This window comes from Halosimplex yunnanense, from assembly GCF_054504345.1.
Window position 1 is genome coordinate 18,165 of sequence record NZ_JBTJEL010000028.1, and the last position, 26,093, is coordinate 44,257.

At 67.2% G+C, this 26,093-nt stretch carries 29 protein-coding genes; 18 read left to right on the top strand and 11 right to left on the bottom strand.

The features are described from left to right. Positions 1-21: 21 nt before the first annotated feature. On the bottom strand, positions 22-1,458 hold the full coding sequence (locus AB2U09_RS02725; protein ID WP_459191154.1) for a sugar transferase: 1,437 nt from the start codon (positions 1,456-1,458) through the stop codon (positions 22-24). 276 nt (positions 1,459-1,734) lie between these two features. Here AB2U09_RS02725 and AB2U09_RS02730 point away from each other — a divergent pair, with 276 nt between their 5' ends. Next, positions 1,735-2,046, top strand: coding sequence for a hypothetical protein (locus AB2U09_RS02730; RefSeq protein ID WP_459191155.1), 312 nt, complete (start codon positions 1,735-1,737; stop codon positions 2,044-2,046). A 44-nt stretch (positions 2,047-2,090) separates the two neighbouring features. Here AB2U09_RS02730 and AB2U09_RS02735 read toward each other — a convergent pair whose 3' ends face one another. The 3 genes from AB2U09_RS02735 to AB2U09_RS02745 are packed head-to-tail and all read right to left on the bottom strand — an operon-like array spanning position 2,091 to position 5,190. Beyond that, positions 2,091-3,080 carry an NAD-dependent epimerase/dehydratase family protein gene (locus tag AB2U09_RS02735; RefSeq protein WP_459191156.1) on the bottom strand — a complete coding sequence of 330 codons (990 nt, stop codon included), beginning with the start codon at positions 3,078-3,080 and terminating at the stop codon, positions 2,091-2,093. Next, positions 3,073-4,002, bottom strand: a complete 930-nt coding sequence (locus AB2U09_RS02740; protein ID WP_459191157.1) for an NAD-dependent epimerase/dehydratase family protein — start codon at positions 4,000-4,002, stop codon at positions 3,073-3,075. Before AB2U09_RS02740 ends, AB2U09_RS02735 begins: the two co-directional genes overlap by 8 nt. Before the next feature lie 3 nt (positions 4,003-4,005). Continuing rightward, positions 4,006-5,190, bottom strand: a complete 1,185-nt coding sequence (locus tag AB2U09_RS02745; protein WP_459191158.1) for an NAD-dependent epimerase/dehydratase family protein — start codon at positions 5,188-5,190, stop codon at positions 4,006-4,008. 184 nt (positions 5,191-5,374) lie between these two features. Between AB2U09_RS02745 and AB2U09_RS02750 the strand changes: the two genes are divergently transcribed. Beyond that, positions 5,375-6,772, top strand: coding sequence for a DUF4330 family protein (locus tag AB2U09_RS02750; protein WP_459191159.1), 1,398 nt, complete (start codon positions 5,375-5,377; stop codon positions 6,770-6,772). Continuing rightward, entirely contained in the window at positions 6,769-7,383 is a 615-nt protein-coding gene (locus AB2U09_RS02755; protein ID WP_459191160.1) for a hypothetical protein, read from the top strand. Before AB2U09_RS02750 ends, AB2U09_RS02755 begins: the two co-directional genes overlap by 4 nt. Before the next feature lie 46 nt (positions 7,384-7,429). On the opposite strand, the gene glmS is transcribed toward AB2U09_RS02755, so the two are convergent. The 3 genes from glmS to AB2U09_RS02770 all read right to left on the bottom strand — a co-directional run bounded on the left by glmS (position 7,430) and on the right by AB2U09_RS02770 (position 11,501). After that, a complete protein-coding gene (gene glmS / locus AB2U09_RS02760) occupies positions 7,430-9,238 on the bottom strand; it encodes a glutamine--fructose-6-phosphate transaminase (isomerizing) (RefSeq protein ID WP_459191161.1) in 1,809 nt (602 codons plus the stop codon). A gap of 67 nt (positions 9,239-9,305) precedes the next feature. Beyond that, entirely contained in the window at positions 9,306-10,496 is a 1,191-nt protein-coding gene (glmU, locus tag AB2U09_RS02765) for a bifunctional sugar-1-phosphate nucleotidylyltransferase/acetyltransferase (RefSeq protein WP_459191162.1), read from the bottom strand. 144 nt (positions 10,497-10,640) lie between these two features. Next, positions 10,641-11,501 carry a CheF family chemotaxis protein gene (locus AB2U09_RS02770; protein ID WP_459191163.1) on the bottom strand — a complete coding sequence of 287 codons (861 nt, stop codon included), beginning with the start codon at positions 11,499-11,501 and terminating at the stop codon, positions 10,641-10,643. A 169-nt stretch (positions 11,502-11,670) separates the two neighbouring features. On the opposite strand from AB2U09_RS02770, the gene AB2U09_RS02775 reads away from it, so the two are divergent. Then, positions 11,671-12,756, top strand: a complete 1,086-nt coding sequence (locus tag AB2U09_RS02775; RefSeq protein ID WP_459191164.1) for a Gfo/Idh/MocA family protein — start codon at positions 11,671-11,673, stop codon at positions 12,754-12,756. A 22-nt stretch (positions 12,757-12,778) separates the two neighbouring features. Here AB2U09_RS02775 and AB2U09_RS02780 read toward each other — a convergent pair whose 3' ends face one another. From AB2U09_RS02780 to AB2U09_RS02790, 3 genes are all read right to left on the bottom strand, one after another. Further along, entirely contained in the window at positions 12,779-13,648 is an 870-nt protein-coding gene (locus AB2U09_RS02780; RefSeq protein ID WP_459191165.1) for a CheF family chemotaxis protein, read from the bottom strand. A 97-nt stretch (positions 13,649-13,745) separates the two neighbouring features. Further along, on the bottom strand, positions 13,746-14,183 hold the full coding sequence (locus AB2U09_RS02785; protein WP_459191166.1) for a type II toxin-antitoxin system VapC family toxin: 438 nt from the start codon (positions 14,181-14,183) through the stop codon (positions 13,746-13,748). Further along, on the bottom strand, positions 14,183-14,455 hold the full coding sequence (locus tag AB2U09_RS02790; protein ID WP_459191167.1) for an AbrB/MazE/SpoVT family DNA-binding domain-containing protein: 273 nt from the start codon (positions 14,453-14,455) through the stop codon (positions 14,183-14,185). The genes AB2U09_RS02785 and AB2U09_RS02790 overlap by 1 nt, the downstream gene beginning before the upstream one ends. Positions 14,456-14,643: 188 nt before the next feature. Between AB2U09_RS02790 and AB2U09_RS02795 the strand changes: the two genes are divergently transcribed. Next, positions 14,644-14,898 carry a hypothetical protein gene (locus AB2U09_RS02795; RefSeq protein WP_459191168.1) on the top strand — a complete coding sequence of 85 codons (255 nt, stop codon included), beginning with the start codon at positions 14,644-14,646 and terminating at the stop codon, positions 14,896-14,898. Positions 14,899-15,051: 153 nt separating this feature from the next. Here the strand turns inward: AB2U09_RS02795 and AB2U09_RS02800 are convergent, their stop codons facing one another. After that, positions 15,052-15,900: an undecaprenyl-diphosphate phosphatase gene (locus tag AB2U09_RS02800; RefSeq protein WP_459191169.1), complete on the bottom strand. Its 849-nt coding sequence runs from the start codon at positions 15,898-15,900 to the stop codon at positions 15,052-15,054. Positions 15,901-16,028: 128 nt separating this feature from the next. On the opposite strand from AB2U09_RS02800, the gene AB2U09_RS02805 reads away from it, so the two are divergent. The 13 genes from AB2U09_RS02805 (at position 16,029) to AB2U09_RS02865 (ending at position 26,073) form a co-directional block, all read left to right on the top strand. Further along, a complete protein-coding gene (locus AB2U09_RS02805; protein ID WP_459191170.1) occupies positions 16,029-17,159 on the top strand; it encodes a mechanosensitive ion channel family protein in 1,131 nt (376 codons plus the stop codon). 69 nt (positions 17,160-17,228) lie between these two features. After that, on the top strand, positions 17,229-18,551 hold the full coding sequence (locus tag AB2U09_RS02810; RefSeq protein WP_459191171.1) for a tRNA pseudouridine(54/55) synthase Pus10: 1,323 nt from the start codon (positions 17,229-17,231) through the stop codon (positions 18,549-18,551). An 81-nt stretch (positions 18,552-18,632) separates the two neighbouring features. Continuing rightward, a complete protein-coding gene (locus AB2U09_RS02815) occupies positions 18,633-19,646 on the top strand; it encodes an SGNH/GDSL hydrolase family protein (protein WP_459191172.1) in 1,014 nt (337 codons plus the stop codon). A 180-nt stretch (positions 19,647-19,826) separates the two neighbouring features. Further along, positions 19,827-20,582 (top strand): ribonuclease HII, encoded by a 756-nt coding sequence (gene rnhB, locus AB2U09_RS02820; RefSeq protein WP_459191173.1) that lies wholly within the window; start codon positions 19,827-19,829, stop codon positions 20,580-20,582. A 59-nt stretch (positions 20,583-20,641) separates the two neighbouring features. Further along, positions 20,642-20,893 (top strand): hypothetical protein, encoded by a 252-nt coding sequence (locus AB2U09_RS02825; RefSeq protein ID WP_459191174.1) that lies wholly within the window; start codon positions 20,642-20,644, stop codon positions 20,891-20,893. 76 nt (positions 20,894-20,969) lie between these two features. After that, positions 20,970-21,698, top strand: coding sequence for a tetratricopeptide repeat protein (locus tag AB2U09_RS02830; protein WP_459191175.1), 729 nt, complete (start codon positions 20,970-20,972; stop codon positions 21,696-21,698). Positions 21,699-21,701: 3 nt separating this feature from the next. After that, positions 21,702-21,992, top strand: a complete 291-nt coding sequence (locus AB2U09_RS02835) for a DUF424 domain-containing protein (protein ID WP_459191176.1) — start codon at positions 21,702-21,704, stop codon at positions 21,990-21,992. 56 nt (positions 21,993-22,048) lie between these two features. Then, positions 22,049-22,378, top strand: coding sequence for a hypothetical protein (locus AB2U09_RS02840; protein ID WP_459191177.1), 330 nt, complete (start codon positions 22,049-22,051; stop codon positions 22,376-22,378). Positions 22,379-22,475: 97 nt separating this feature from the next. Then, on the top strand, positions 22,476-23,711 hold the full coding sequence (locus AB2U09_RS02845; protein WP_459191300.1) for an aminotransferase class V-fold PLP-dependent enzyme: 1,236 nt from the start codon (positions 22,476-22,478) through the stop codon (positions 23,709-23,711). Positions 23,712-23,797: 86 nt separating this feature from the next. Further along, positions 23,798-24,148 carry a helix-turn-helix domain-containing protein gene (locus tag AB2U09_RS02850; RefSeq protein WP_459191178.1) on the top strand — a complete coding sequence of 117 codons (351 nt, stop codon included), beginning with the start codon at positions 23,798-23,800 and terminating at the stop codon, positions 24,146-24,148. Next, positions 24,145-24,477, top strand: a complete 333-nt coding sequence (locus AB2U09_RS02855) for a hypothetical protein (RefSeq protein WP_459191179.1) — start codon at positions 24,145-24,147, stop codon at positions 24,475-24,477. Before AB2U09_RS02850 ends, AB2U09_RS02855 begins: the two co-directional genes overlap by 4 nt. A gap of 80 nt (positions 24,478-24,557) precedes the next feature. Then, positions 24,558-25,244: a ferredoxin Fer gene (gene fer / locus AB2U09_RS02860; RefSeq protein ID WP_459191180.1), complete on the top strand. Its 687-nt coding sequence runs from the start codon at positions 24,558-24,560 to the stop codon at positions 25,242-25,244. Between the two features lie 61 nt (positions 25,245-25,305). Continuing rightward, positions 25,306-26,073: an SAM-dependent methyltransferase gene (locus tag AB2U09_RS02865; protein ID WP_459191181.1), complete on the top strand. Its 768-nt coding sequence runs from the start codon at positions 25,306-25,308 to the stop codon at positions 26,071-26,073. The last annotated feature ends 20 nt before the right edge of the window (positions 26,074-26,093 follow it).

Below are 26,093 nucleotides of genomic sequence, written 5' to 3' on the forward strand. Positions count from 1 at the left end.
CATACAGCTTACGGTGTTTTCTCAGAGAATCCGTCTAGTTCCGACTATCGTGTCTATAGCCACCATCCACAGTTGCCGTATGACGATCTTCAGGTCAAACCAGAACGACTGTTGCCGAATGTACGCGACATCGTAGCGAAGCTTCTCCTCTGGTTCGTGGCCAGTGGCGTCGTTGATCTGAGCAAGCCCAGTTAGTCCCGGCCGGACGAACCACCGACGACGCCACTCACCGACGTTCGACTCGATATCGTTGTCTAACTCGGGCCGCTCGGGGCGCGGTCCAACAACGCTCATATCGCCGACCAGAATCGACCACAGCTGCGGAATTTCGTCCAAATGAGTCTTCCGAAGCACCCGCCCCACCCGAGTCACACGCGGGTCAACGCCGCCGCGGTCTTCTTCGCTGAGCTTCGCGCCGCTTTCGGCCTCAGCGTCGGTCACCATGCTCCGGAACTTGTAGACGGTGAACGTGTCGCCGAATTCAGCGGTCCGCTCTTGGGCATACAGCACCGGCCCACGGCTATCGAGTTTGATCGCGGCGGCGATCACCACTAGCAGCGGCGCGAGGACGACCAGCGCCGACAGCGCAAAGGCGACATCGAAGACACGCTTGGCGACGTGGTCCTGCCAGTCCCACGGTTCAAGGTCGATCTCCACGATGTCGCCGCCAGCGACGCCCTCCGTCAGAACGGTATCGGCGTAATCCCGGTGTACTTGCGCGGTCACACCGTGGTCGTAACACTCCGCGAGCGTACCGAAGAACTCCGACCGATCCGTCTCGGTAAATGCCAGCAAAGCGGTGTCGATATCGTATTTGACGAACACCTCATCGAGCCGCGAGAGTCCACCGAGATTCGAGAGTTCGTCAAGTTGGTTCCTCCCAGTCCCTCCGTCGGCCAATTCAGGGCTACCAACCGCCTGTTGGCCCTCAGCGACATACGAGGAAGGAGGAGAAACGTACCCCAGAACGGGGACATTCGTGGCTGCGAGGAGCTCTTCCATCGCTTGCGGATCGTCACCGATGATGACCGCGCGCGTCTGTGAGCTGGGACGCCGTCGAATCGCCGTCATCCAGGCCGGTAACGTGAGCAGCAGGAAGCCGGTCATCAGGATGAGTGTGGGCCGGGGGAGCGCGTAGCTGTAGTCGTAGTATCCCAGCGCGGCGAGGCCGACCATCGCCAGCAGGACGCGCTTGTGGGTCAGCAGGATGGTATCGAGGATCCGGCGCGGTCGGGGCTTGAACACGGGCCACATCGCGGCCATAGTAATGACCAGCGCCGTCGAGATCGCGCCGGTCAGATCGCTTCCAGAGAGGACGATTGGTGCGGGCCGCCCGAAGTAGGGGACCTGACTGAACAGTTCCTGAACCACGGCGAGGTTGGCCATCCACACCGCGAACACTGTCAGTGCGACGGACCCAACAACGCTCGCGATGCGGTAGTGCCACCGAACGGCCATTCGTCTGTACAACAAAAGTAAGCCGGCATAAGCGCTACGGCATCAGCTCTCCCCGACTTCAAGGGGTGTGATACACCGGAAACGAAAAACGATCGATAAACACAAAGAGACATCTGAAACCAGGAGATGTTTGAAACAAGCAACAGAATTATTTTAAGACCTGAGCGAATAACCAAAATCATGGGTTTTGAAAAATTCGATGAGGCAGGACGTGGCCGAGGCCGGCCGGCTGGAACGGACCCGAAGATATCGCTCCGGAAGTCGGGCTCTATCGGCGTGAACCAGGCCGCGCTCGAGGAGTACTTCGAGGACGACGACGGTGCAGTTCTGTACTACGACGAAGACGCCAACCGCGTCGGGATCGAACCCGTCGCGGACAGCGATGCTGACGAGGCCGCCTACACGGTCTCGAAAACCGACTCTGGCGGGACCATCGCCGGACAGGCGTTTCTCGAAGAGTACGCACTGCTCCCCGAAATCACCACGCAGTATCTCCCCGAATGGGACGGCGACAACGACCTCGTCACCGTCGACCTCGACGAGCCAGCCAAGACGTACGGATCCGCAGACAGCGACAGCGCCGAGTAACCGGAGCCACCGTGGCGATTCGACCTAACCGACGACGGACTACTTCAGTCGCGCTGCAGCAACTCGCGAATGCTCTCCTCAACGGAGTGCTCGACCGACCACCCGAGCGTCTCGCGAGCCCGTGTCGTGTCTACCGCGAACTCACTGACTAGGGTCTCGTCGCGCGGGTTCTCCAGCAGTTCGATCTCCGGTTCGAAGTCGAGTTCCTCGGCCGAGATATCCCGAACCATCTCCGCGACCGACGTGATACCGGGGTCCTCGTCGCTCGCTATCTCGTACTTCTCGACGCCGGTCTCGCCGGCGTCTAGCTGCTCGACCAGCCGCTCGGCGCTCCGGACGTACGCGCGGGCCACGTCCTTGACGTGGACGTAATTCCGCGCCTGGTCGCCGGGCTCGTACACCGTCAGGTTCTCGCCCGCCTTCGCGCGGCCGACGAAGAAGTTGATGACCGTCCCCTTCGACACCGTCTGGCCGTCGATCTCGTGCTCCCCGTACAGATTCGACTTGAGGAACAGGTGCGCCGGGAACGATCCGTCGGCGAAGCCCTCGATGGCCCGCTCGTTGAGCAGTTTTGTCCGCCCGTACCAGTTCAGTGGGTCCCGCGGGTGATCCACGGTGATCGGGAACTCGATGGGGTCGCCGATGGTCGCCATCGAGAACGGGAAGACCAGTGCGGCGCCGGTCTTGCGGCAGAACCACGCGACATTGTTCGTCCCCTGGGCGTTGACCTCGTAGGCGAGGTCCTGATTGTCCTCGCAGTCGTCGACGCCCGAGATAGCCGCGAGGTGCATCACGATGTCCGCGCCGGAGAGGGCGTCTTCCAGCCGGTCGCGGTTTCGGATGTCGACGTGCTCGACGGTGACATCGCCGATCTCGCGGACATCGCCGAGGTAGAAGTTGTCGAATGCGGTGATCTCCCAGTCGGGGTAGGCCTGCTGTAGTTCGTAGACGACGCGGCTGCCGATAAAGCCCGCCGCGCCGGTGACGGCGACGGTGGGCGAGTCGGGGTCGAAGTCGGTGGGGGTCTCACTCATTGGTGAACTTCCGTGCGAGGTCGCGAACGCCCTCGCGGAGCGTGTGTTCGGTCTCGAAGCCCGTCTCCGAGAGACGGTCGAAGTTGACGTGGTAGGACGGACCCGGGTGTTCGTCTTCGAGGTAGGTGATGTCCACAGGCCCCACTTCGTCGCGGACGACTTCGGCGATCTCCTCGATGCGGTAGTTGCCGCCGTTGGAGCCGACGTTGTAGACCAGCTGGTCCCACGCTTCGGGTTCGCAGACGGCGCGCTTGTACGCGCGGGCGGCGTCGTCGACGTGGACGAACGGGCGCCAGTTCGACCCGTCGCCGTAGACTGTCAGCGGCCGACCGGTGACCGCGCGGAAGACGAAGTGGTTGACGACGAGGTTGAACCGGACCGCGGGCGAGTAGCCGAAGTTGGTGGCCATCCGCAGGGCGGTGCCGGTCATGTCGTACTCTTCGCAGTAGTCGGCGAGCATCCCCTCTGACTGGTACTTCGTCTCGGCGTAGGGGTTGATCGGGTCCGGATCGACCGTCTCGTCGATGTCCGTGCTCGTCGCGCGGCCGTAGATGTTACACGAGGAGGCGAAGACGACGTGTTCGACGCCGAGCTTTCCGGCCGCGGTGAGGACGTTCTCGGTACCGTCGTAGTTAACGGCGAAGGTTTCATCGCGGCGGTCGTGAGTGCTCGCGGCGCCCGTGATCGCGGCCAGATGGACGACCCGATCCACGTCGCGCATCGCGCTCTCGACGTCGCCGTACTCGCGGACATCGCCGCGGCGGAAGTCCAGCGCCTCGTCGAAGCAGCCGAACAGCGCCCGGGGCGACCCGGAGACGAGGCTGTCGAGGACGACCACGCGGTCGACGTCGTCGTCGGCCTGCAGTTGCGGGACGAGGTGGCTGCCGATGTAGCCGCAGCCGCCGGTGACGAGGACGTCCACGGCTTACTCCTCGTCGTCCCAGTCGTCGAGGACGCCCGGGAGGAACCGGTCCTCGTGGGCCTCGATGGTGTCGGCGTAGCGGGTCAGCGTCTCGAAGATGTCGGCGACGCCGTCCTCGAAGTCCTGGGCCTGCTCGCCGATGAGCGCTACGTAGTTGTCGTTCTCGATCTCCATCTTGTGGGTCTCGTCCTCGTCGCGGGGGTTCTCGAAGTGCTCGACCGCGACGTCGAGGTCGAAGTCATCACCCACGTCGGCGATGGTCTCGGCGATCTCGACGATGGAGATGGCGCGAGTGACCTGATTGTAGACGGTCAGGTCGTCGGGGCGCTCCTCGTGGTCCTGCAGTGCGAGGTTGGCGAGGCCCTCGACGGCGTCCTCCAGCGAGATGAAGGGCTTGCGCTGTTCGCCCTTGCCGTAGACGGTGACGGGGTAGCCCGCGACGGCCTGGGCTGCGAAGCGGTGGGCCACGGTGCCGAAGTAGTAGTCGAAGTCGAAGCGGGTCTTCAGGCGGTCGTCTTCGCGGGTCTCCTCGGTCTCGGTGCCGTAGGTGATGGCCGTGCGTACGTCGGAGATGGGGATGTCGAACTGCTTGTGAGCCAGCCGCATGTTCGCGGCGTCGTGGCTCTTGGTGAGGTGGTACCACGAGCCCGCCATCGCCGGGAAGGGGACCTCGTCGCGCTCACCGTCGTTCTCCATAACCGCGCCGCCCTCGGGGATGGGGAACTCGGGGGCGCCGTAGACACCGGTCGTCGTCGTCTCGATGAAGTGGGTATCCGTCAGGCCGTGTTCGTCGAGTCCCCACAGCAGGTTGCGCGTCGCCTGCATGTTGTTGTGCTGGGTGTAGTTGGCCCGCTCGCCGTTGATCTGCGAGTACGGGGCCGAGGGCTGGGCAGCCGCGTGGACCACGACGTCTGGCTCGTGGACGGCCAGCAGCTCGTCGACGAACGACTTCTCGACGAGGTCACCCTCGACGAACGAGAGGTTCCCGAGACCGAACACGTCCTCGGCGGCCTCGATGCGCTGGTCGATGCCCGCGAGCGGCGTCGCGCTCTTCGATCCGACCTCTTCGACCCACTCGCGGCGGGCGAAGTTGTCGGCGAGCAGCACGCGGTCGTCCGTTCGGTTCGCGATTCGCAAGGCGGTCGGCCAGCCGATGTAGCCGTCGGCGCCGGTGACGAGGATTGTCATGAGTTACTCAGATAGTGAGTAACTACGCTCGCCTAAAAGTCTTGCCGTCTCCACACAGGAGTTCGTCCCGGAACACTCCCCGAAACTGAGGTACGCGCCGGGACTGGGTGGGAAACGGCGCGGGAAGGGACTGGAAACCTAAACGAAACCACTATACCTGCACTGGCGCTGTCCTGAATCAGCAATGGCGATCATCGACGAGGACGGTCGGTTGTTCGGGACGATCAACGTCGTCGATGCGCTGGCCGTCCTCCTGGTCCTCGCAGTCGCCGCCGCCGGAATCGCGCTGGTCGCTGGCGGCTCTGGCGAAGAAGAGACCCGTCACGTCACGCTCGATCTCGGCCCCCAGCAGGAGTACGTGCTCGAACAGTTGGATCCCGGCGATACCGCCTCCCTCGAGAGCGAACCCGGGAACATGACGATCACGGACACCCATTTCACACCCGGTGAAGACAACCCGCAAGCGTACGCCCGGGTCGAGGTGGACGGCACCCTCACCGACGACGGGTTCACGTACGGCGGGGAGACGTTGCGCCTCGGTCGGACGCTGCGGTTCGAGACAGACGAGTACGTCGTCAACGGGACGATCCAGAGCGTCGGAAACGGGACCGACCTCCCGACCCAGGAGCGGACGGTAATTCTGCACGGAACGGCCCCGAACGGCGTCGCAGACGACGTCGAGACCGGCACCGAGACACGGATCGCGGACCAGACGGTCGCATCCGTCTCGGAGTCCGCGGTGTACGATGCTAACAGGTCGGGTCAGCGAACGCTGTTCCTCGCTGTCGACCTGCAGACGTACGGGAACGGCAGTTCGGCGGAGTTCGCCGGCACCCGCGTCGAATCCGGGCAGGAACTCGTCCTCCCCCTCGCCGGCTACCAGTTCACCGGTGCGATCGAGCGGACTGGCGGGAATCTCACCCAATCGACCGAGCGAGTGCTCGTCACGAACACCGTCGACGACAACGTCGCCCAGCGGATCGAAACGGGCGACGAGTACCGCGTGGCCGGCGAGTCGATAGCCACCGTCGAGAGCGTCTCCGTCTATGGGACGAACGACGCCGACCGCAAGCGAGTGTACGTCGGGCTCTCCGTCCAAGCCTTGACGATCGACGACCGTCCGCAGTTCGGCGCGAACCGGACGCTCCGGGAGGGAACCTGGCTGCCGTTCCGGACGGACGGCTACGAGTTCGGCGCTCAGATCACTCGACTCGAAACGGCCAGCGAGCCTGGGGAAGCGACCGAGCGGACCGTCGAACTCGAACTCCAGAACGTTCCCCCCGAGCGAGCGAACAGCCTCTCGGCGGGCATGACCGAGACGAACGCCGGCCAGACGATCGCACGGGTGACGAACGTCGACATCGAGCCAGCGGTCGTCGTCCTCGAGAGCGAGAGCGGCGAGATCTACGAGCGCGAACATCCGGTCAACAAGGACGTCACGTTGACCACCCAGTTGCAGATCCGCGAACTCGACAACGGCGTCCGCTTCAAGGGCCAGCGGATACAGGAAGGAAACACGGTCGTCCTCGACCTCGGGACGACGACGATCCAAGCCGAGGTCGTCGACCTCGACGCCGAATGAGCGTCCAGAACTCCCGCACGGCACAGTTGCTATCGACCGGAGCGCGGCGGTTTCGTGCCGCGTTCGAGCGCGCTGAGACGACTCGTAGTGCGCGACAGGCGCTCGACCGCCTGCAAGCACTCGCCGCCGGCAGCCGGCTCGCTGCTGGCGTCGACTGGAGCGCCCACGCCGCCCGCGCTTCGTGGCTCTACAACTGGCTGACCGCCGAACCGGACCCGGACATCGTCGTGATCGACCTGCGAGAGACGTACGTCGTCGGGCCCGTCATCCGGATCCTCGACTGGGCCTTTGACATATTCGGCCGCGGCTGGGAACATGCACGGTCGGGCCGGCTTTTCGAAGAGTTCTACCGATTACTCGTCGACCGACCGATCCAGATCGGCAGCGCCGCTGTGCTCGCGGCCGTCGTCGCCGGGCTCGCGATGACAATCGTACTCGGGTCACCGACCAGAGAGACCATCGGGTTCGGACTCCTCGCGGCGAGTGTGGCACTGGCCGGAACGCGAATCCGGGTGTCGTGGGACGAGGTGACCGACTCACAGACGTACGAGCTACTGGTCGCGCTATTGGAACCTCCAGAGCCGCCGGAGCCACCGGAAGAACGAGAGTAGCAGCCACGTCCCACACGGCGCGAATTAGAAAGAAGCCGAACGGGGCTTACTCGACCGTGACGCTCTTGGCGAGGTTGCGCGGCTTGTCGATCGACCGGCCGAGTTTGTCTGCGACGTAGTAGGAGACGAGCTGCAACTGGACGTTCGCGAGCACGGCCGCCGCCCGCGGGTGCGTCTCGGGGACTTCGAGCACTTCGTCGGCGTAGCGCTCGACGTCAGACTGGCCGTCGGTCACCGCGATGACAGGCGCGTCGCGAGCCTCGACTTCCTTGACGTTCCCGATGGTCTTGCGCGCCATCTCGCCGTCACCGGTGACGACCGCGAAGACGGGCGTGTCCTCGGTCACGAGCGCCAGCGGCCCGTGCTTGAGTTCGCCCGCCGCGAAGCCCTCGGCGTGCTTGTACGTGATCTCCTTCATCTTCAGCGCGCCCTCGAGCGCGACGGGGTACTGGTGGCCCCGGCCGATGAAGAAGTAGGCGTCGCTGTCGACGTAGGTCTCGGCGACCGACTCGGCCGTCGAGTCGTCGAGGATCGCCTGGATGTTACTCGGTAGGTCACGGAGCGCGCCGATGATCTCGCGGGCGTCGTCGACGCGGGTGGTACCGAGCGAGAACAGCGTCAACGCGGCGAGTTGTGAGGCGAAGGTCTTCGAGGCCGCCACCCCGATCTCCGGGCCGGCGCGGATGTACAGCGCGTGGTCGCACTCGCGGGCGGCCGTCGAGCCGACCGTATTCGTGACGGCGAGGGTCCTGGCGCCGCGCTTGCGGGCTTCCCGGAGCGCCGACAGGGTGTCGGCGGTCTCCCCGCTCTGGGTGACGCCGACGACGAGCGCGTCGCCGATCGGCGGGACGGCGGTCGCGTACTCGCTGGCGAGGAACGTCTGGGCGGGGATGCCGGCGTCGCGGAGCAACTGCGCGCCGTAGAGCGCCGCGTGGTAGCTCGTTCCGCAGGCGACGAACTGGACGCCCGTCGGCGAGAGGTCGCCCAGATCGCCGATGTCGACCTCGCCGGAGAGCTCGTCGACGCGCCCGCGCAGACACTGCCTGATGGCGCGCGGTTGCTCGTGGATCTCCTTGAGCATGAAGTGGTCGTAGCCGCTCTTGCCGGTCTCCTCTGGGTCCCAGTCGACCGTGTCGACGTCCTTGTCGACCTCGTTGCCGTCGACGTCGGAGACGCGCCAGCCGCCAGCGCGCAGCGTCGCGAACTCGCCGTCGGCGAGGTAGACGACGCGGTCGGTGAAATCGCGGAACGCGGGCACGTCGCTGGCGAGGTAGTACGCGGGGTCGCTGTCCTCGTCGCCGTCGTCGATGCCGAGCACCAGCGGCGAGTCGTTGCGCGCCGCGTAGATGGTGTCGTCGCCGGAGACGACGACGGCGACGGCGTAGCTCCCTTCCAGCCGCGCGATGGCTTCGCGGACGGCGGCCTCGTTGTCGCGACCGTCGGCGAGGGCGTCCTCGATAAGGTGGGGGACGACCTCGGTGTCGGTATCGCTCTTGAACGCGTGGCCGGCGCCGACGAGTTCGTCGCGCAGCTCCTGGTAGTTCTCGATGATGCCGTTGTGGACGACAGCGACGTCCCCGTTGCAGTCCAGGTGCGGGTGGGCGTTCTCGTCGGTCGGCGGTCCGTGCGTGGACCAGCGAGTGTGACCGATCCCGGCCGCACCGCCCAGCGTCCGCGACTGCAGCGCCTCGCGCAGGTCGTCGATCTTGCCCGATTTCTTACAGACGCCGACGCGCTCGCCCGAGAGGGCGACGCCCGCCGAGTCGTAGCCGCGATACTCCAGTTTCGAGAGGCCGTGGACGAGCACGTCGAGCGTCTCGTCTTCGCGGCCCACACAGCCGATGATTCCACACATTATCGTAGCACCTCCCGCGTGTCCGCATCCCGTGAGTCCGCTTGCCAGGCGTCCGCTCGCGGTCCGCTCATCGCACCACCTCCGCGCCCTCGGCGACGGTGCCGCTCGCGCGGACGCTCGTCCCGATGTGAGCGCGCGGCCCGACGAGCGTGCCGGGCGCGAAGCTGGCGTCGCCCTCGGCGGTCACGCGGTCGGCGATGACCGCGCCCAGCCGCTGGTCCTCGAACACCTCGCGACCGACCCGGACGTCCGCCGGCCCGCCGGGGACGACCGTCCCCGCGCCGAGCGTCACGTCCTGACCGGTCACGGCGTCGATGACTGTCGATCCCGACGCGACGCGCGTGTCGGTGTCGAACACGGAGTTGCGCACGGTCGCGTTCGCGCCGACGGTGACGTTCTGGCTGAGGGCGGCGTTCGGGCCGACGACAGCGCCCGCGCCGATCTCGCAGTCGGGGCCGACCACGACCGGGCCCTGAAGGACGGCCGAGTCGTGGACAGTCGCCGCCTCGTCGACCCAGACCCCGTCGCCGCGGGCGGGCTCGTCGACGTGTCCCCGCGCGAGCACCTCGTCGGCGACGGCCAGGAGATCCCACGGATAGGTCGCGTCGACCCACATCCCTTCGGTACGGACCCCGCGGACCCGGCCGTCGTCCATCAAGCGCCCGATGGTATCGGTCAGGGCGAGTTCGCCGTCCGAGCGGTCGGTCTCGTCGATGGCCTCGAAGACGGACTGCTCGAAGGCGTAGACGCCGGCGTTGATGAGTCGGTACTCGTCGGTGTCGGGCTTCTCTACGAGTTCCGAGACGTCGCCCTCGTGGAGGACGACCGCGCCGTACTGGCTCGTCTCCGGCCGTTCGAGGACGGCCATCGACGGCTCGCCACTCCGGTCGAACTCCCGGACCACGTCGCGGACGATGTTGGCGTCGATGACGCGGTCGCCGTTGACGACCAGCGTCGGTCCGTCGACGGCCTCGCGAGCCTGCAGCAGGGCGTGCCCGCTACCCAGTTGCTTGTGCTGGGTGACGTAGGTCACGTCGACGTCCTTGTACGTCGGGCCGAAGTGGTCGCGCACGCGGTCGCGCTTGTACCCCACGACGACGACGATCCGGCGCACGTCGGCCGCGACCAGCGCGTCGAAGACGTACTCCAGTATCGGCCGGTTGGCCGCTGGTAGCATGGGTTTGGGCCGGTTTCGGGTCAGCGGACGCAAGCGCGTCCCCTCCCCGGCCGCGAGGACCACCGCGGTGTCAATGCTCATATCTGCTCGTCGTCGCCAGCCACTTTCAACTTTCTGGGCGAGAGAGATGACATGCGTCTCCTCTCGGGCCGCATTTCTGCCACTGTTCGACCGCGAGAGTCCAGTCGTACTCTCACAGAACGGCACAAGCCGGGAGCGGGGCCGTCACTGCTCGCCCATCGTGTCGCCGGCGACGGAGCGGCCGCGGGCGGTCATCTCGACTTCCGTCCGCTCGCGGACGACTTCGATGACGTCGAGTTCGATGAGGCGGTCGAAGATCTCCTCGATGTCTTCGACCTCGCTCCCGACGAACTCGGGGATCTCAAACGGCGAGACGCCCGAGTGCAGCGCCATGACGACTTGCTTCTCGACCGGCCCGAGGTCGATGTCCGCGCGGTTGCGCTCGACGCCCTCTTCGAGCACCTGCCGAAGGACCGACAGGTCGTACTCGTCGCCGGTCACGTGCGTCTCGACGCTGATCTCCCCCTCGCTGTGTTCGACCTCGATGACCGTGCGCTCGTCGCCGGCCGCCTGGCGTTCGTCCTCCTCGACCTCGCCGATGTCGTTGCGCTCGATGACCACCCGCTCGCCGTTGGCGAGCGCGAGTCGAATGTCTTCGTCGGTGATGCGGATGCGGGCTTTCGTCCAGTCGGTGCCCTGAACGACCCCGCCCTCGACGGCCGGGTGGTCGACGTAGAGGATCTGCCCGTCGAGACAGGCGTGGTAGAAGTCGGTCTCGAACTCGCCGTGTTCGGCCGCGGAGACGAGGACGACGTCGTCGCCGACGGTGAGCCCGAGGTAGCTGGCGACCCCGGCGGCGCGCTGGTTGACGTCGGCGCGGACGCCGATCTCGTCGACGTCGCCGAGCGGGATCGTCAGCTTGCCCTCGGAGACGAGTACCAGTCGCTCCGTCGTCAGGACGATCCGACACGACTGCCAGGTCGCGTCGTCGCGCTGGTGACCGTCGGCGACGGCCTGCATGTACCGGCCCTGCACGTCGGTCACCTTCTTCTCGGAGTTGCTCATTCTCGGGGATCGGTCGCGCTGTCTGAGCTACCCCGGCGTCCGCAAAAGGGGTTGCGGGCCGATTTCCGGATCCGATAATCGGCCGCCCCCGCCGGAGCGGCAACCGAGCGGCGGCGTCACAACGGGGGCGGGCCAAACACTCATCCTCCATCGAGGCGAGTGGATACGTATGAGCGACGGACTCGATCCGGTTCGCCTCGGCGTCGTCGGACTCGGCTTCATGGGACAGACCCACGCGAGCAACGCGGTCGACCTCGGCCACGAGGTGGTCGCCGGCACGGACGTCGTCCCGGACAGCCGCGAGGAATTCGCCCGCTCGTACGGGGCAAATACCTACGAGGACGCCGCGGAGATGTACGACACGGAACAGCTGGACGCGGTCGTCGTCTCCACACCGAACGCGTTCCACGAGGAGGCCGTCGTCGGCGCCCTCGAACGCGGCTACGACGTGTTCTGCGAGAAGCCACTCGCCGACGATCTGGCGGCCGCCGAGCGCATCGCCACGGCGGCCCGCGAGTCCGACGGCTTCTGCGCGGTGAACTTCCACAACCGGATCTCGACCGCCGCGGAGGTGTTCCGGGGCTACCGCGACGACGAACGGTTCGGCGACGTCACGCACGTCCAGGCCAACTACGTCCGCTCGCGGGGCATCCCCGGCGTCGGCTCGTGGTTCACCAACGAGGAGCTGTCGGGCGGCGGTGCGGTGGTCGACATCGGCGTCCACGCCATCGACTTCGCGCTCTACCTCATGGACTTCCCGCCGGTCGAGGAGGTGTTCGCGGTCACCCGCACCGAGTTCGGCGACCGCGAGGAGTACGCCGACCCCGGCGACTGGTACGACGCCACCGAGGAGGCCGTCTTCGACGTCGAGGACTCCGCAACGGCGATGATCCGATGTGCGGACGACCGGACGATCTCGCTGGAAGTCGCCTGGGCCGCCAACCAGACCGACACCCAGGAGTTCGTCGCCCGCGGGACCGACGCGGGCGCCCGACTCGATCTCGGCGGCGAAGAACTGTCGCTGATCGAGTCCGGCCGCCAGGGGACCGACCACGTCATGGAGACCGAGTTGACTGCCGGAGCGCTCGACCGTACCGGCTGGGAAGGTAGCGACGAGCGGTTCCTGAACGCAGTTGCCAGCGGCGAGCCGCCGAAGACGGGGACGCTCGAAGAAGCGCTGACTGTCCAGCGAGTCATGGACGCGGTCTACCGGTCGGCCGAGTCCGGATCGTGCGTGAGCGTCGACGACGAGTGACGAGTGTGAGTCCGCGTGCCGGTCACTGCTCGCTCATCGCCTCGCTGGCGAGGTTGCGCCCGTGGGCGTTCAGCGACACCTCGGTGCGCACGCGGACCTCGTCGACGGCGTCCATCTCCAGCAGTTTCTGGTAGATCTCCTCGACCTCGTCGACGCTGATGCCGACGAAATCGGCCATCTCGAAGGGAGAGACGCCGGAGTACAGCGCCATCAGTACCTGGTTCTCGGTGTCGGTGAGCTCGTACTCGTCGGTCTGGCGGTCGGAGACGACGGCCTCGAAGAGATGGGCGAGCGCGCGGCAGTGGGCGCCGGTGCCGGAGAAGTGCGTCTCGACGCTGCGACCCTCCTCGTCGGTGTGTTCGAGCTTGACGACTTGCCGCTGGGCTCCCATCACACCCTGTGAGGCGGTCTCGACGGTGCCCACGTCCTCGACGGCGAAGGACGTCGTCTGCCCGCCGGGGAGCGCGAGTTTGACTTCGTCGTCGGCGAAGCGAAAGCGGGCCTTCGACCACTCGGTGTCCTGGACGACGCCGCCGACGACGGCCGGGTGTTTGACGAGGATGACCTCTGCGTCGAGCGCGGCGCGGCAGTACTCCCTGTCGAAGGCGTCGACGTCGGGCGCGTCGACCAGCAGGACGTGGTCGCCGGCGCGGATGGCGGTCGCGCCCTCGGCCGGGAAGTCATCGGGGACGACGTCGTCCCCGTCGTCGACAAGTTCGATGGCACGGTGGGGGAACGACTTGTTGCCGTCGGCCTCGGCGAGGACGAGGCGCTTGCTGGTGAGGACCAGCCGCGAGGAGCGCCACTGGGGCGCGTCGACCGGCTGCCCGTCCCGGACGACGAACGCGTAGTCCCCGGACGTGTCCACGAGTTTGGTTTCGTCCCCGCTCATGCCGTGACTACCGGACGTTGATGGCCCGACGTATATAAATTCGTCTGGCACGTCGCTGGGCGGCGCAGCCAGAGCAACGACCGGGCGCCGGATAGCTTCACTGTCCCCCGAACGGATTTTCTGCCGTCTCCAGCCGTGTAATGTCGTCGAGAGCGTCGAAATCGTCGTCGAAGGAGTAGAGATACTCGATCGCCGTGCGCTCCATGTACGCGGCGATAGTCGCATCGCCGAACGCGAGTCCGTCGTACGTTTCGAACAATTCGGCTGCCCGATGGAAATCCGCCTGTGCGGAGTGTATCAGTTCGAACCCTGCAGACTCCGAAAGTCGATGCCGGAGGTCGACAGCGATATCGTGGCGCTTGCGTTCGTGGATCCAGTTCAGGGTCTCCAGCAGTACGTAGTTCGTAACCCTCACTGTCGGCAGATCGCCCCGATCGACGGCCTGAACGATGGCTTCGGCCCGTTCGTGGCGACTTCCGGCCCCTGTGTCTTTGTAGTCGATCAGGACGTTGGAATCGATGACCGCGATCGCCATCAGATGCGCTCCGAAAAGGCGGAGTCGCGTTCGTTCCCACCGAGGTCGTGTGTCTCGTTGCTGTCTCCGCCGAGGTCGGCCTTCAGATCGTCGTCTTCGAACGCGCCGTATCGCTGGCGGACGACTTCGACCACGAGCTGTCCCGATTCGTCGACGTCCCAGCGTAGTTTGTCGCCGGCCTCGATATCGAGTCGGCGGCGCAGCGACGCCGGAATCGTGACCATCCCCCGGTCGCTGACTTTCGTCTCCTCGGGCGTTTCGTCCGTCGCCATACCTGCTGGTACAGTCGGTCGTCCGATACATGTTTCGCTACATGTGCACAGGTCGAATGCTCCCGATCCAGTTCGGTCTGAGAGATATCCAGACAACACGTTTACAGGACTGCGTTTCAGTATCTCGCCCTACAGAAATGTATTTCAGATTATGCTTATGGGGCGATGGCCCCTACGACTAGATAGAGATGCAACACAGTTCACGCGGTTCGACTGCGGTATCGGCTCCCCTCGCCGCCTACGGCATCGGCCAGGTCCTCGTCGTGAGTCTGGCCGCCATGCTGGTGACGGTCGCGCTGGTCGCGGTCGTCGCCCAGCCCGCGCTTGGCGTCGGCCTCGCGGTTGCCGCTGTCGCCGTCCGAGCGCGGCGGGTCGTCACGGTTCCGCTCTCGCGGCGGGCCCACGACCGGCTGCGCGTCGAGCAGCGGGCCTCGGCGAAGTGACGCGAACGGAGAATCACGACCGAACTGACGGCACGTAACAGGCGCGAGCGAACCGAAACCGACGTATCACCGCGACGGACGCGGTCCCGCTGACGCCAGTTTGGCCCACCTCCTACGCTTCTCCCGGCGCCGGAACCGACCGGCGGCCGGACTCTATGCGACCGCGATCCAGCCGTTTTCCATCGCGACGAGCAGCCCGCCGCCGAAGACCGCCAGCGCGCCGAACCCGATGCAGACGGCCCAGAAGGCGATGCGGCGGACCAGCGCGACCAGCGCCCCGACGGTGAGGTAGCCGACGACGGCGCTGATGCCGAGCGCGAGCAGCGCCTGCGGGATCGGGATAGTCGGCACGCCGTCGTCGAGGACGACGAGCAGACCCGCGCCCAGCGAGGCCGGGATAGAGAGGAGGAAGGATAGTTGCAGCGCGCGCTCGCCCTCGTGACCGCGGAGGAGGAGCGCGCTCACCGTCGTCCCGGATCGGGAGACGCCCGGCAGGAGCGCGAGGCCCTGACAGAGGCCGACGAGCACCGCGTCGACGGCGTCGGGCGTGTCGCGCTCGCCCAGTCCCCAGCGGTCGGCGGCCCGCTGGACGAGGCCGGTTCCGACCAGCAGGACGCCGATGGCCGCGACGAACGCGCCGCCTGCGAGTTCCGATCCGACCTCGGACAGCGCGGCGTAGATGGAGAGGCCGACGACGCCCGAGACGAGCGTCGCGACGCCGTAGAACGTCAGGTCGGCGCGGTCGGCGCCGAACGCGTCGCGCGGCCGCCAGGAGGGGATACCGCTGGTGAGGTCGAACACGTCGTCGCGGTAGAACGCGAGCGCGGCGACCGACGTTCCGACGTGGAGAAAGAGCGCGAACCGCGTGGCGTCGAACGCCGATTCGCCGGTCGCGAGCGCGACGACCAGCGCCACGCCGCCCTCGCTCGACACCGGCAGCCACTCCAGCACGCCCTGCACGAGGCCGACCAGCAGCGCCAACAGCGTCGCCTGCGTATCCATGGGAGAACAGGGAACGTTTCACGGTAAAGGGCATTCGGATCGAATCGTGTTCAGGGCGGGCACGAATGCGTTCTCCCACTCGTGCGGCTAAACGGCACGCTTATCGCCGTTACCCGGCTACTACTCGCATGCAAACGGATCTCGCGGCCGGCCTCTGGGCGGCGGTGGTGGCGCTGCCGCGCTGGCAGGGCGTCCTCGTCGTCGTCGGCGTCTCCCTCCTCTCCGCGCGGCTCATCCAGGTCGGCGGCGACCTCGCGATCAGGCGGCTCACCCGACAGATCCCTGGCGACGTGGATTCGATCGTCTTCCGGAGCGTCCACCCGGCGCTGTACGTGTCGGTGGTCATCGCGGGGCTGTACCTGGGCGTGCGACTCCTCGTCGACGTGCCCGCGTGGGTCGACCCGTCGCACGCGGCGACGATGACGCTGATCACCGTCGTCTGGGCGGTCCAGCTGGCGCGGATGGGGCGGGGCGTCTCCGCCGAGCTGACCAGCGACGACAGGGTCGGCAACCGGATGGCGCCCATCTTCCAGAACGTCTGGTCGGCCGTCCTGCTGGGCGCCAGCGCGTTTCTCGTACTCTGGTACTGGCGGGTGGACGTCACGCCGCTTTTAGCATCGGCCGGGCTGGTCGGCATCGTCGTCGGTCTCGCCGCGCGGGACACCATCGCCAACCTCTTCGGCTCCATCGCGCTGTACGCCGACGGGACGTACAAGGTGGGCGACTTCGTCGTCCTCGAATCCGGCGAGCGCGGCCGCGTCGAGGACATCTCCATCCGGTCGACCGTCCTGCGGACCCGCGACGACCTCCTCGTGACCGTCCCCAACTCCGTGCTCAACACCGCGACGATCACCAACGAGTCCTCGCCCGAGCGCGAGCGCCGCGTCCGCGTCTCCGTCGGCGTCGCCTACGGCAGCGACGTCGACCACGTCGAGGAGACGCTGCACGCCGTTGCGGCCGCAGAGGACGTCGTGCTCGACGAACCAGAGCCGCGCGTCCGGTTCCGCGGGTTCGGCGAGTCCGGGCTCGACGTGGAGTTGCTCTGCTGGATCCCCGCGCCCGTCCTGCGCGGCCGCGCGACCCACCGGCTGAACAAGGCCGTCTACCGGGCGTTCCAGGCCGAGGGCATCGAGATTCCGTTTCCCCAGCGCGTGGTGACGATGAACGGCGCGTCCGACGGCGGACTGCCGCCTTCCGACCAGCGGTTGACCGACGGGACGCCGATAGACTCCGCGACAGACGGCGGACGATCGATTTGAACCGGTGGCGACGCATCCGCGCGGCAACGCTTCGAAAGGGAATTACGCGCCCGTCGCCCACCCATTCTCATGACCGACGACGTTCTCGATCTAGCCCGGCGGGCCGTCGAGACGGGGCCGCTCTGTGACCCCTGTCTCGGCCGGCTCGTCGCCGACCGGAGCTTCGGCCTCACCAACCGCGAGCGCGGCCGGAGCCTCCGCGTCGCTGCCGCGCTCGCCGACGACCGTCCCGTCGCCGACCTCGACCCCGACGAGCCCTGCTGGGTCTGCGAGGGCGAATCGACCGAGGAACGCGCCCAGGAGTGGGCCGAGCGAGCGGCCTACGCCGTCCGGGAGTACGACTTCGAGACCTTCCAGGTCGGGACGCGCGTCCCCCCGCTGTTCGAGGAGAACGACGCGCTCCTCCGAGAGGACCTCGGGCTGGACGACGACGCGGGCGAGGCGCTCAAGACCGAACTCAACCGGGAGGTCGGCAAGCGCTTCGGCCGCGAGACCGACAGCGAGGTGGAGTTCCAGCGCCCGGACGTGCAGGTCACGCTCAATCTCGGCGACGACACCGTCGACGCGCAGGTCAACTCCGCGTTCGTCTACGGCCGCTACCGCAAGCTCGAACGCGACATCCCGCAGACGAAGTGGCCCTGCTCCGACTGCAACGGCACCGGCCTGAATCGGGGGGAGATCTGCGAGGGCTGCGACGGCTCGGGCTACCGCTACGACGAGAGCGTCGAGCAACTCACCGCGCCGGTCGTCGAGGAGGCCATGGACGGCGGGTCGGCGACGTTCCACGGCGCCGGCCGCGAGGACGTCGACGCGCTGATGCTGGAGGGCGGCCGCCCGTTCGTCATCGAGATCGACGAGCCGCGCCAGCGGACCGTCGACGCCGAGGCGCTCCAGCCGGAGATCAACGAGTTCGCCGACGGCAAGGTCGAGGTGACCGACCTGCGGCAGGCGACCTACCAGATGGTCGAACGCGTCAAGGAACTCGACGCGAGCAAGACCTACCGGATGGACATCGAGTTCGAGGGCGACGTGGACGCCGACGCCTTCGATGCGGCGCTGGAGGAACTGGAAGGGGCGACGATCGAACAGCGCACTCCCCAGCGCGTCGACCACCGCCGCGCGGACATCGAGCGGACCCGCGACGTGTACGAGATCGACGGCGAACTGACCGACGAGCGCCACGCGACGGTCGAACTCCACGGCGAGGGCGGCCTCTACGTGAAGGAACTCGTCTCCAGCGACGAGGGCCGCACCGAGCCGAGCCTCGCCGGGTTGCTCGGCGTCGACGCCGAGGTGACGGCGCTCGACGTGCTCGACGTGCAGGGCGAGGACGAGCCGTTCGCGAAACCGGAGTTCTTCCGCGACGGCGACGAGGAAGCGGGCGAAGCGTAGCCGTCGCTCACGGATTCGAGGTGGTACCGACCGGATCCAGTAGAGTCATCCCGGCGCCGTTCGACCCACCAATCAGTTCACATGACGATAGCGGAATATCCGTCCGTCTCGCTGCACAACGTGGCCGAGACGGTGCCGGCGGAGTGGGCCAGCGGCGGGGACCGGTTACACCGGCTCCCCGCGGGGGTCGCCGCGGAGTTGAACGAGATGGCGGACGAGCGCGTCCGCCACGCCACCGGGAGCGAACTCCGGTTCGTGCCGGAGCGCGACGACGCCGAGATCGAGGTGACGCTCTCGGCCGCCGAACCGGGACAGGTCCGCGTCTTCTGGGGCGGGTTCCAGCCGTGGCAACCCACCGACATCGGTCCCGAACCGGAGACGCTCACGCTCTCGGTCCCCGAGCGCCTCCGGGACCTCGACACCGACGCGACCGGCCGGTTCGACCCGCGCGTCTGCCGGATCTGCTTCGAGCGCACGCCGGCAGTCGCCGTCCACGACGTGACCGGCGACTGTCGCCCGCCCGCCGCCGAGGAACTGCCCGACACGCGCTATCTCGCCTACGGCACCTCCATCACCGAGGGCGCCGCGGCCTCGGCGACCCACCTCAACTACGTCTCGCGGGTCGCACGCGCGCTGGAGTGGGACGCACTGAACTTCGGCTGTTCGGGGTCGGCCTACTGCGACCGCGCGATGGCGGAGTACATCGCCGAGCGGGACGACTGGGACGTGGCGACGCTCGCGCTGTCGATCAACATGGCCAACCAGGGGTTCTCGGTGGAGGAGTTCCGCGAGCGGGCGCAGACCTTCGTCGAGACCATCGCGGAGGCCCACCCGGACAAACCGATCGCCTGTATCACGCTGTTCCCGTTCTACCCGGACGTCGTCGAGGACGGCGACGCCGACCGCGCCGAAGCCTACCGGACGGCGCTGGGCGAGATCGTCAATGAGGTCGACCATCCGGACCTGTTCGTCATCGAGGGCACCGACCTGACGGACGTCTCCGGCTACACCGCCGACGTGCTCCACCCGGGCGACGCCGGGATGGAAGCCATCGGCTGGGGGCTGGCCCGCCGCCTCGACGCGCGGACTGACTGACCCCGGCGCGCGCCAGTCGGTGATTCACTGCGACCCGGCGATCGACCGGAATCTGAGGCGTCGATCGGCCCACCCGACCCGGCAGACCGGCCGGAAGCGGCCCCGAGACGGCAGACGCGCGTCAGACGACCGGCGTCTCGACCGCGACGGTTTAAATAGGAGTAGGCACAAGGCGCCGCCATGTACGAGTTCGGCGTCGACGAGGCCGGCAAGGGGCCGGTGTTGGGCTCGATGTTCGCGGCGGCGGTCGCCGTCGACCCCGCCGACCTGCCCGACGACGTCGGCGACTCCAAGGGGATCGCCCCCGCCCGGCGCGAGGAACTCGCCGCGACCATCCGCGAGGTGGGCACCGTCGGCGTCGCAGAGATACCCGTCGACCGCATCGACGACGCGGAGACGGACATGAACTCGCTGACCGTCGCCGCCCACGCCGAAGCGGTCGACGCGCTCGTCGAGGCCGCCGACGAACCCCTCGACCCCGACGAGTCCCATTCGGGCTACGTCGACGCCGGCGACACCAACGCCGTCCGCTTCGAGCGCCGCGTCGAGGACGCCGCCGACCCGGCGCTGGACCTACGGGCCGAACACGGCGCCGACGAGACGTACCCCGTCGTCGGCGCGGCCAGCATCGTCGCCAAGGTCGCCCGCGACGCCCACGTCGACGCCCTCGCCGACGAGTACGGCCCGCTCGGCAGCGGCTACCCCGGCGACGGGACTACCCGCGAGTTCCTCGAATCCTACGTCGCCGAACACGACGCTCTACCGCCCTGTGCCCGCGAATCCTGGCAGACCAGCAAGGACGTGCTCGCCGCCGCCTCGCAGGCCTCCCTCGGCGAGTTCCGGCCCGACGGCGGCCAGTTCGCCGACGACACCGGCGAGACCGAAGTCCGCTCGGACGGCGGCGACGTCCAGCGGACGACCCTGGACGACTTCTAGTGCAGCTCCCGGGAGAGTTGACCGCCACACTTACCCTCCGACCGGGGTCATCGGCACGCATGGACGACCCCGCCGCCCTCCGCCGCACCCTCCGCCGCTGTACGGCAGTCCTCATCCTGACAGTAGTCCCGGCGCTCCGACCGATCAGCGACTACCAGTACGACGGAACGCTCGCCGTCGTCGTCGCACTCGGCTATCTCCTCGTGAGCACCGCCGTCCAGTTGGAAGACCGCAGCCGGTCGGGATCAGGCCCCGATCTGGAACCGGACGACGAGTCTGACGCCGAGCGAGGGGCCGAGACGGACGACTAGTCGTCTGCCGGGTCGAACGCCGGCGGGGAACGACTGTGACGTAGCCCTTATCCATCTTCCTCGCATATCCGCTGGTATGACCGACGACCGGGACGACCACGAGTTCTCTTCGGGGCAGGGATTCGGCGACCCCTACGAGGGGTTCGACATCGATCCGCCGGAGTTCGAGGTCGACCCAGACCAGGTCGACCCCGTCGACTCGCGCGTCCTCGCGGACGAACTCGACGAGCGGAACATCGCCGCGAACGAGGTCGACGCCGAGGAACTGCTCGACGTCGGGCTGAGTTACATCGGCATCAACCGCTACGAGCAGGCCACCGACGCCCTCGAACGGACCGCTCGCTTCGCCGAGGACGAGCGGATCGAACAGGAGGCCTGGACGAACAAGGGCGCCGCCCACGCCGAACTGGAGGAGTGGGACGCCGCCATCGGCGCCTATCGCGAGGCGCTTTCCATCGACGACGACTCCGAGCACGCCGCGACGGCCGAGACCAACCTCGCCTTCGCCTTCTGGAACTCCGGCCGCACGGAGCAGGCACTGGAACACGCCGAGCGCGCCGTCGAGATCGACCCGCGGTTCGCGCAGGGCTGGTACAACCGCGGTTTCTTCCTGCTCGAACGCGGTCTCGCCGAGGACGCCCGCAACGCCTTCGACAACGCCATCCGCCTCGGGTTCCGCAACGCCGAGATCATCGAAGAGAAGGCCCGCGCCCTCGAAGAGCTCGGCGAGGACGAACGCGCCGAGGAACTGGCCGAAGAGGCCGACGAACTCCGCCAGCAGGCCGAAGCGGAGATGATGGAGTAGGCGATGCTGCTCAACGAGCGCGACACCGACGAGGGGCTGCTCGTCTCGGTCTGTGACCCGGAAGACCTGGGCGAGACCTACGAGAACGGGAGCGTCTCGCTGACAGTCGAACCCGACTTCTACGACGGCGAGGAGGCGACCGAGGAGGAAGTCGTCGACAGCCTCTCGCGTTGCTCGACCGCGAACATCGTCGGCACCGACGCCGTGGCGCTGGCCATCGAACACGGGTTCGTCGACGAGGAGAACGTCCTCGACCTCGACGGTACCCGCCACGCCCAGTTGCTCTGGATGTGACCGACCCGGTCGTCGCGACCGGAACGTTTCTGACCTCGTAACGAGTCGACATATCCATGAGCGACCGCGACAGCGACGGCGACGGACCGACAGGGGGCTCGACGGGGACCGATTCACCGGTTTCCGATGGCGGCAGTTCATCCGGGATCGACGAGGAACGGCTCTACGAGATCGTCCACGACGCCGTCGAGGACGCGATCCTCGGCGTCGTCGGCACGCTCCTGCTGGTCGGGATCGGGTTCGTCTTTCTCTTTTCCGGGATCTCGGGCGTCCTCGGCGCGACTTCGACCGCGTCGCTCGGTCTCGGACTCTTCGCGCTCGCGTTCGGCCTCGCGGTTATGGTAATGGCCCTCAGGGACGTTCTGCCGGTCAGTCGGTGGATCTGAGCCGGGTGGCCGGTCGGAGTGTTCGTCGAGTGCGAACTGAGTTTTCGGGAAACCGAAGGAATGTTGCCCGTCGAGCGCGTTCGTTCCCCCAATGGGAGTGTCAGAATCGGACCCGCTCGACGTCGAGCGCATACGCGAGGACTTTCCGATCCTCGAACGCGAGTTCAGGGGCGAACAGCTCGTCTACCTCGACAACGCGGCGACGAGCCAGACGCCCGACCAGGTCGTCGACGCCATCTCGCACTACTACCGCCACACCAACGCCAACGTCCACCGCGGGCTCCACCAGCTGAGTCAGGAGGCCTCCATCGCCTACGAGGAAGCCCACGACCGCGTCGCCGAGTTCATCGGCGCCGAGGGCCGAGAGGAGGTCGTCTTCACCAAGAACGCGACCGAGGCGGTCAACACCGTCGCCTACGCCTGGGGGCTGGCCGAACTCGGTCCCGGTGACGAGGTCGTCCTCACGGAGATGGACCACCACGCGACGCTTGTCACTTGGCAGCAACTCGCCAAGAAGACGGGCGCAGACGTGAAGTTCATCCGGGTCGACGAGGACGGCTACCTCGACGTGGACCACGCCCGCGAGCTGATCACCGACGACACCGCGATGGTCAGCATGATCCACGTCTCGAACACGCTCGGGACCATCAACCCGGTCGAGGAGATCGGCGAGATCGCCCACGACCACGACGCCCTGTACTTCGTCGACGGCGCCCAGTCGGTCCCGCACATGCCTGTCGACGTCCAGGAGATGGATGCCGACTTCTTCGCCTTCTCCGGGCACAAGATGTGCGGTCCGACAGGGATCGGCGTCCTCTACGGGAAAGAACGCCTGCTGGAGGAGATGCAGCCGTACCTCTACGGCGGGATGATGATCGAGAAGGTGACCTACGAGGACTCGACGTGGCACGAACTCCCCTGGAAGTTCGAGGCCGGGACGCCGGTCATCGCGCAGGGCATCGCCCTCGCGGAGGCGTGTGACTACCTCGACGACATCGGGATGGAGAACGTCCAGCGTCACGGCGAGCAACTCGCCGAATACGCCCATGAGCGCCTCTCGGAGTTCGAGGACATCAATATCCTCGGGCCGCCCGGCGACGACCGCGCGGCGCTCGTCTCGTTCAACCTCGACGGCGTCCACGCCCACGACGCCTCGGAGATCCTCAACGAGTACGCCGTCGCGGTGCGGGCCGGCGACCACTGCACCCAGCCGCTTCACGACAAGCTCGGCGTCCCATCCTCGACCCGCGCGAGCTTCTACGTCTACAACACGCGCGAGGAAGTCGACAAGCTCGTCGACGCGCTGGACGAGGCCCGACAGCTGTTCGCCTAACGGCTCGGCGTTCGGGACCGGAGACGCGTTTTGCGACTCGCGAACTGCGGCGGAGGTTTATTTGATGGGCGGGGAAACGCGTCGGTGTGAGCGATGCGCCGCCACCGGAGGAGACGCTCGCGCTGCTGGGCGACGAATACGCCCGCGCGATCCTCATCGCCACACGGAACGAACCAATGACAGCCGACGCGCTCGCGGAGGCGCTCGACGCCGCGCCCTCCACCGTCTACGACCGCATCGACGACCTGACCGAGGCGGGCTTCCTCTCGGAGGGCACCCGCACGGACGATCTCGGGAACCACTACGCCCAGTTCTGCGCCAGGCTCGACCGACTGGCTGTCGCGCTCACCGACGACGGGTTCGAGATCACCGTGGACCACCGCGACCGCGACGAGACCGCCGCCCGGCTCCACGCCCTCTGGAGTGATCTGCGATGACGACGGCCGGCACGCTCGCGACCCTCACGTCGCTGGTTCAGGGACTGGTCGTCGTCGGGACGCTCGTCGTCGTCGGCAAAGCCGCGGTCGCCTACCGCCAGCACGAGAGCCGTCCGATGCTCCTGCTCGCCGTCGGGCTGTTCCTGCTTCTGGTCGCGCCGCCGGCGTTCGAAGCGATAGTCGAGGTCGCGCTCGACGGGGCGCAAATGGGGCGACCGGCCGGGCGACCGCCGACGGCATCGACGCTCTGGGGGCTGTTCCTCGTCGAGGAACTCGTCCGGCTCGCGGGGGTCGCGGCGCTCCTGGGGTCGCTGTACGTCAGGGAGTGACCGGCGGTCGGGGACGACGACCGAACCGCGGGCCGTCCGGAATACTGGGATTTATGCCCGTGTTGGCGCTAGAACCGGGCGTGGAGTCGCCGTTCGACGTTCTCTCGGTCGACCCCGACGCCGACGAGGAGGAGATAAAAGAGGCGTACCGGGACCGGGTCAAAGACGCCCACCCCGACCACGGGGGGTCGGCGCGGGAATTCCAGCTCGTGAGGGCCGCCTACGAGGAGATCAAGGACGGGGACGCCGTCGTCGAGGAGGACGGTGACGAGGACGACGAATCCGTCGAGCAGGCCGCACCGGCCACCTCGCCCGGCGAGAACGGGGAGGAGCCGCGGCGGCGACAACGGTGTCGGGTCGAGTACCTCAACTACGAGGTGCTGGACGACCACGGCTGGGACGTCGACGACGACGATCTCATGGAGATGGCTGCGGACGGCGGCCTCGATCGGGAAGACTACGGCCAGTTCTGGGTGCGACCGCGGGAGTCACTGCTGGAGGCGGCCGAGCGCCACGGGTTCGCGTGGCCCTTCGCCTGCCGCGGGGGCGCCTGCGCCAACTGTGCGATCATCGTCCTGAAAGGCGAGATGCGGACCCGCGTCGACCACGTGCTCCCGCCGGAGATGCTCGACAAGGGGTTCCAGCTGTCCTGCAACGGCATGCCCGTCTCCGACGAGCTACAGGTGCTGTACAACGTCAAGTCGATGCCGGAACTGGAGGAGTTGCTGCTTCCCCCGCGGCCGTTCGAGCAGGCCCACGACGACTGACCGTGTGACGACGTGTCACCCGGACAACAGACTTATAGCGCGGTCGGCTGACACGTCGGACATGACTCACTGGGCGGATCAGCTCTTCAGGGAGCAAGCGGATCTGTTCGCCGAGAGCTTCGAGGGAATGTTCGAGGCGGCCGACGAGGAGGTCGCCGACCTGCTCGACCTGCTGGCCGAAGACTTCGACCGCGAGCCCGAGTGCTCGCTGGACCTCGCCTGCGGCGTCGGTCGGCACGTCCTCGCGCTGGCAGAGCGCGGGATCGACGCGGAGGGGCTGGACTTCTCCCCGGAGTTCGTCGAGCGAGCGCGCGAGCGGGCCGTCGATCGAGGACTGGGCGACCGAGCGACGTTCCACGAGGCCGATATGCGCGACCTCGACGAGCGGTCGGGATCGTACAACCTGATCACGGTCTTCTGGAACTCGCTGGGGTACTACGGCCGGGAGACGGACGTGGAGGTCCTCGCCGGCGCTCGGGAGTTGCTCGCCGACGACGGCGTGCTCGTCGTCGGGCAGTCGAACCGGGACTTCTACCTGCGGAACTTCGACGAGGCGACGGTCAGCGAGGGCGACGACCGCATGGAAGTGTACCGGCAGGCGTTCGACGCCGCGAGCGGCCGCTTCTCGACGCAGATCGACGTCTTCGACGTAACGGACGACGGGTACGACTACGTCGACCGGATGGAGTGGGAGAACCGGCTGTACGCGCCGCCGGTGCTTCGAGAGATCTGCGAGGATGCGGGCTTCGCGGACGTGACGCTGTTCGGCGGGTTCGACGGGAGCGATCTGACGCTCGACTCCCAGCGGGTCGTCACCGTGGCTCGCTGAAGACAGCAGTCGGCCGAAGA

Coding starts and splice junctions, on each gene's coding strand:
- glmS (WP_459191161.1), bottom strand. CDS start 9,238: ATGTGTGGAATCATCGGCTGTGTGGGCCGCGAAGACGAGACGCTCGAC.
- AB2U09_RS02855 (WP_459191179.1), top strand. CDS start 24,145: ATGACGACGGCCGGCACGCTCGCGACCCTCACGTCGCTGGTTCAGGGA.
- AB2U09_RS02825 (WP_459191174.1), top strand. CDS start 20,642: ATGGACGACCCCGCCGCCCTCCGCCGCACCCTCCGCCGCTGTACGGCA.
- AB2U09_RS02770 (WP_459191163.1), bottom strand. CDS start 11,501: ATGAGCAACTCCGAGAAGAAGGTGACCGACGTGCAGGGCCGGTACATG.
- AB2U09_RS02725 (WP_459191154.1), bottom strand. CDS start 1,458: ATGGCCGTTCGGTGGCACTACCGCATCGCGAGCGTTGTTGGGTCCGTC.
- rnhB (WP_459191173.1), top strand. CDS start 19,827: ATGTACGAGTTCGGCGTCGACGAGGCCGGCAAGGGGCCGGTGTTGGGC.
- AB2U09_RS02750 (WP_459191159.1), top strand. CDS start 5,375: ATGGCGATCATCGACGAGGACGGTCGGTTGTTCGGGACGATCAACGTC.
- AB2U09_RS02805 (WP_459191170.1), top strand. CDS start 16,029: ATGCAAACGGATCTCGCGGCCGGCCTCTGGGCGGCGGTGGTGGCGCTG.
- AB2U09_RS02815 (WP_459191172.1), top strand. CDS start 18,633: ATGACGATAGCGGAATATCCGTCCGTCTCGCTGCACAACGTGGCCGAG.
- AB2U09_RS02810 (WP_459191171.1), top strand. CDS start 17,229: ATGACCGACGACGTTCTCGATCTAGCCCGGCGGGCCGTCGAGACGGGG.
- AB2U09_RS02840 (WP_459191177.1), top strand. CDS start 22,049: ATGAGCGACCGCGACAGCGACGGCGACGGACCGACAGGGGGCTCGACG.
- AB2U09_RS02790 (WP_459191167.1), bottom strand. CDS start 14,455: ATGGCGACGGACGAAACGCCCGAGGAGACGAAAGTCAGCGACCGGGGG.
- AB2U09_RS02780 (WP_459191165.1), bottom strand. CDS start 13,648: ATGAGCGGGGACGAAACCAAACTCGTGGACACGTCCGGGGACTACGCG.
- AB2U09_RS02735 (WP_459191156.1), bottom strand. CDS start 3,080: ATGAGTGAGACCCCCACCGACTTCGACCCCGACTCGCCCACCGTCGCC.
- AB2U09_RS02835 (WP_459191176.1), top strand. CDS start 21,702: ATGCTGCTCAACGAGCGCGACACCGACGAGGGGCTGCTCGTCTCGGTC.
- AB2U09_RS02785 (WP_459191166.1), bottom strand. CDS start 14,183: ATGGCGATCGCGGTCATCGATTCCAACGTCCTGATCGACTACAAAGAC.
- AB2U09_RS02800 (WP_459191169.1), bottom strand. CDS start 15,900: ATGGATACGCAGGCGACGCTGTTGGCGCTGCTGGTCGGCCTCGTGCAG.
- AB2U09_RS02775 (WP_459191164.1), top strand. CDS start 11,671: ATGAGCGACGGACTCGATCCGGTTCGCCTCGGCGTCGTCGGACTCGGC.
- AB2U09_RS02745 (WP_459191158.1), bottom strand. CDS start 5,190: ATGACAATCCTCGTCACCGGCGCCGACGGCTACATCGGCTGGCCGACC.
- AB2U09_RS02830 (WP_459191175.1), top strand. CDS start 20,970: ATGACCGACGACCGGGACGACCACGAGTTCTCTTCGGGGCAGGGATTC.
- AB2U09_RS02865 (WP_459191181.1), top strand. CDS start 25,306: ATGACTCACTGGGCGGATCAGCTCTTCAGGGAGCAAGCGGATCTGTTC.
- glmU (WP_459191162.1), bottom strand. CDS start 10,496: ATGAGCATTGACACCGCGGTGGTCCTCGCGGCCGGGGAGGGGACGCGC.
- AB2U09_RS02755 (WP_459191160.1), top strand. CDS start 6,769: ATGAGCGTCCAGAACTCCCGCACGGCACAGTTGCTATCGACCGGAGCG.
- AB2U09_RS02795 (WP_459191168.1), top strand. CDS start 14,644: ATGCAACACAGTTCACGCGGTTCGACTGCGGTATCGGCTCCCCTCGCC.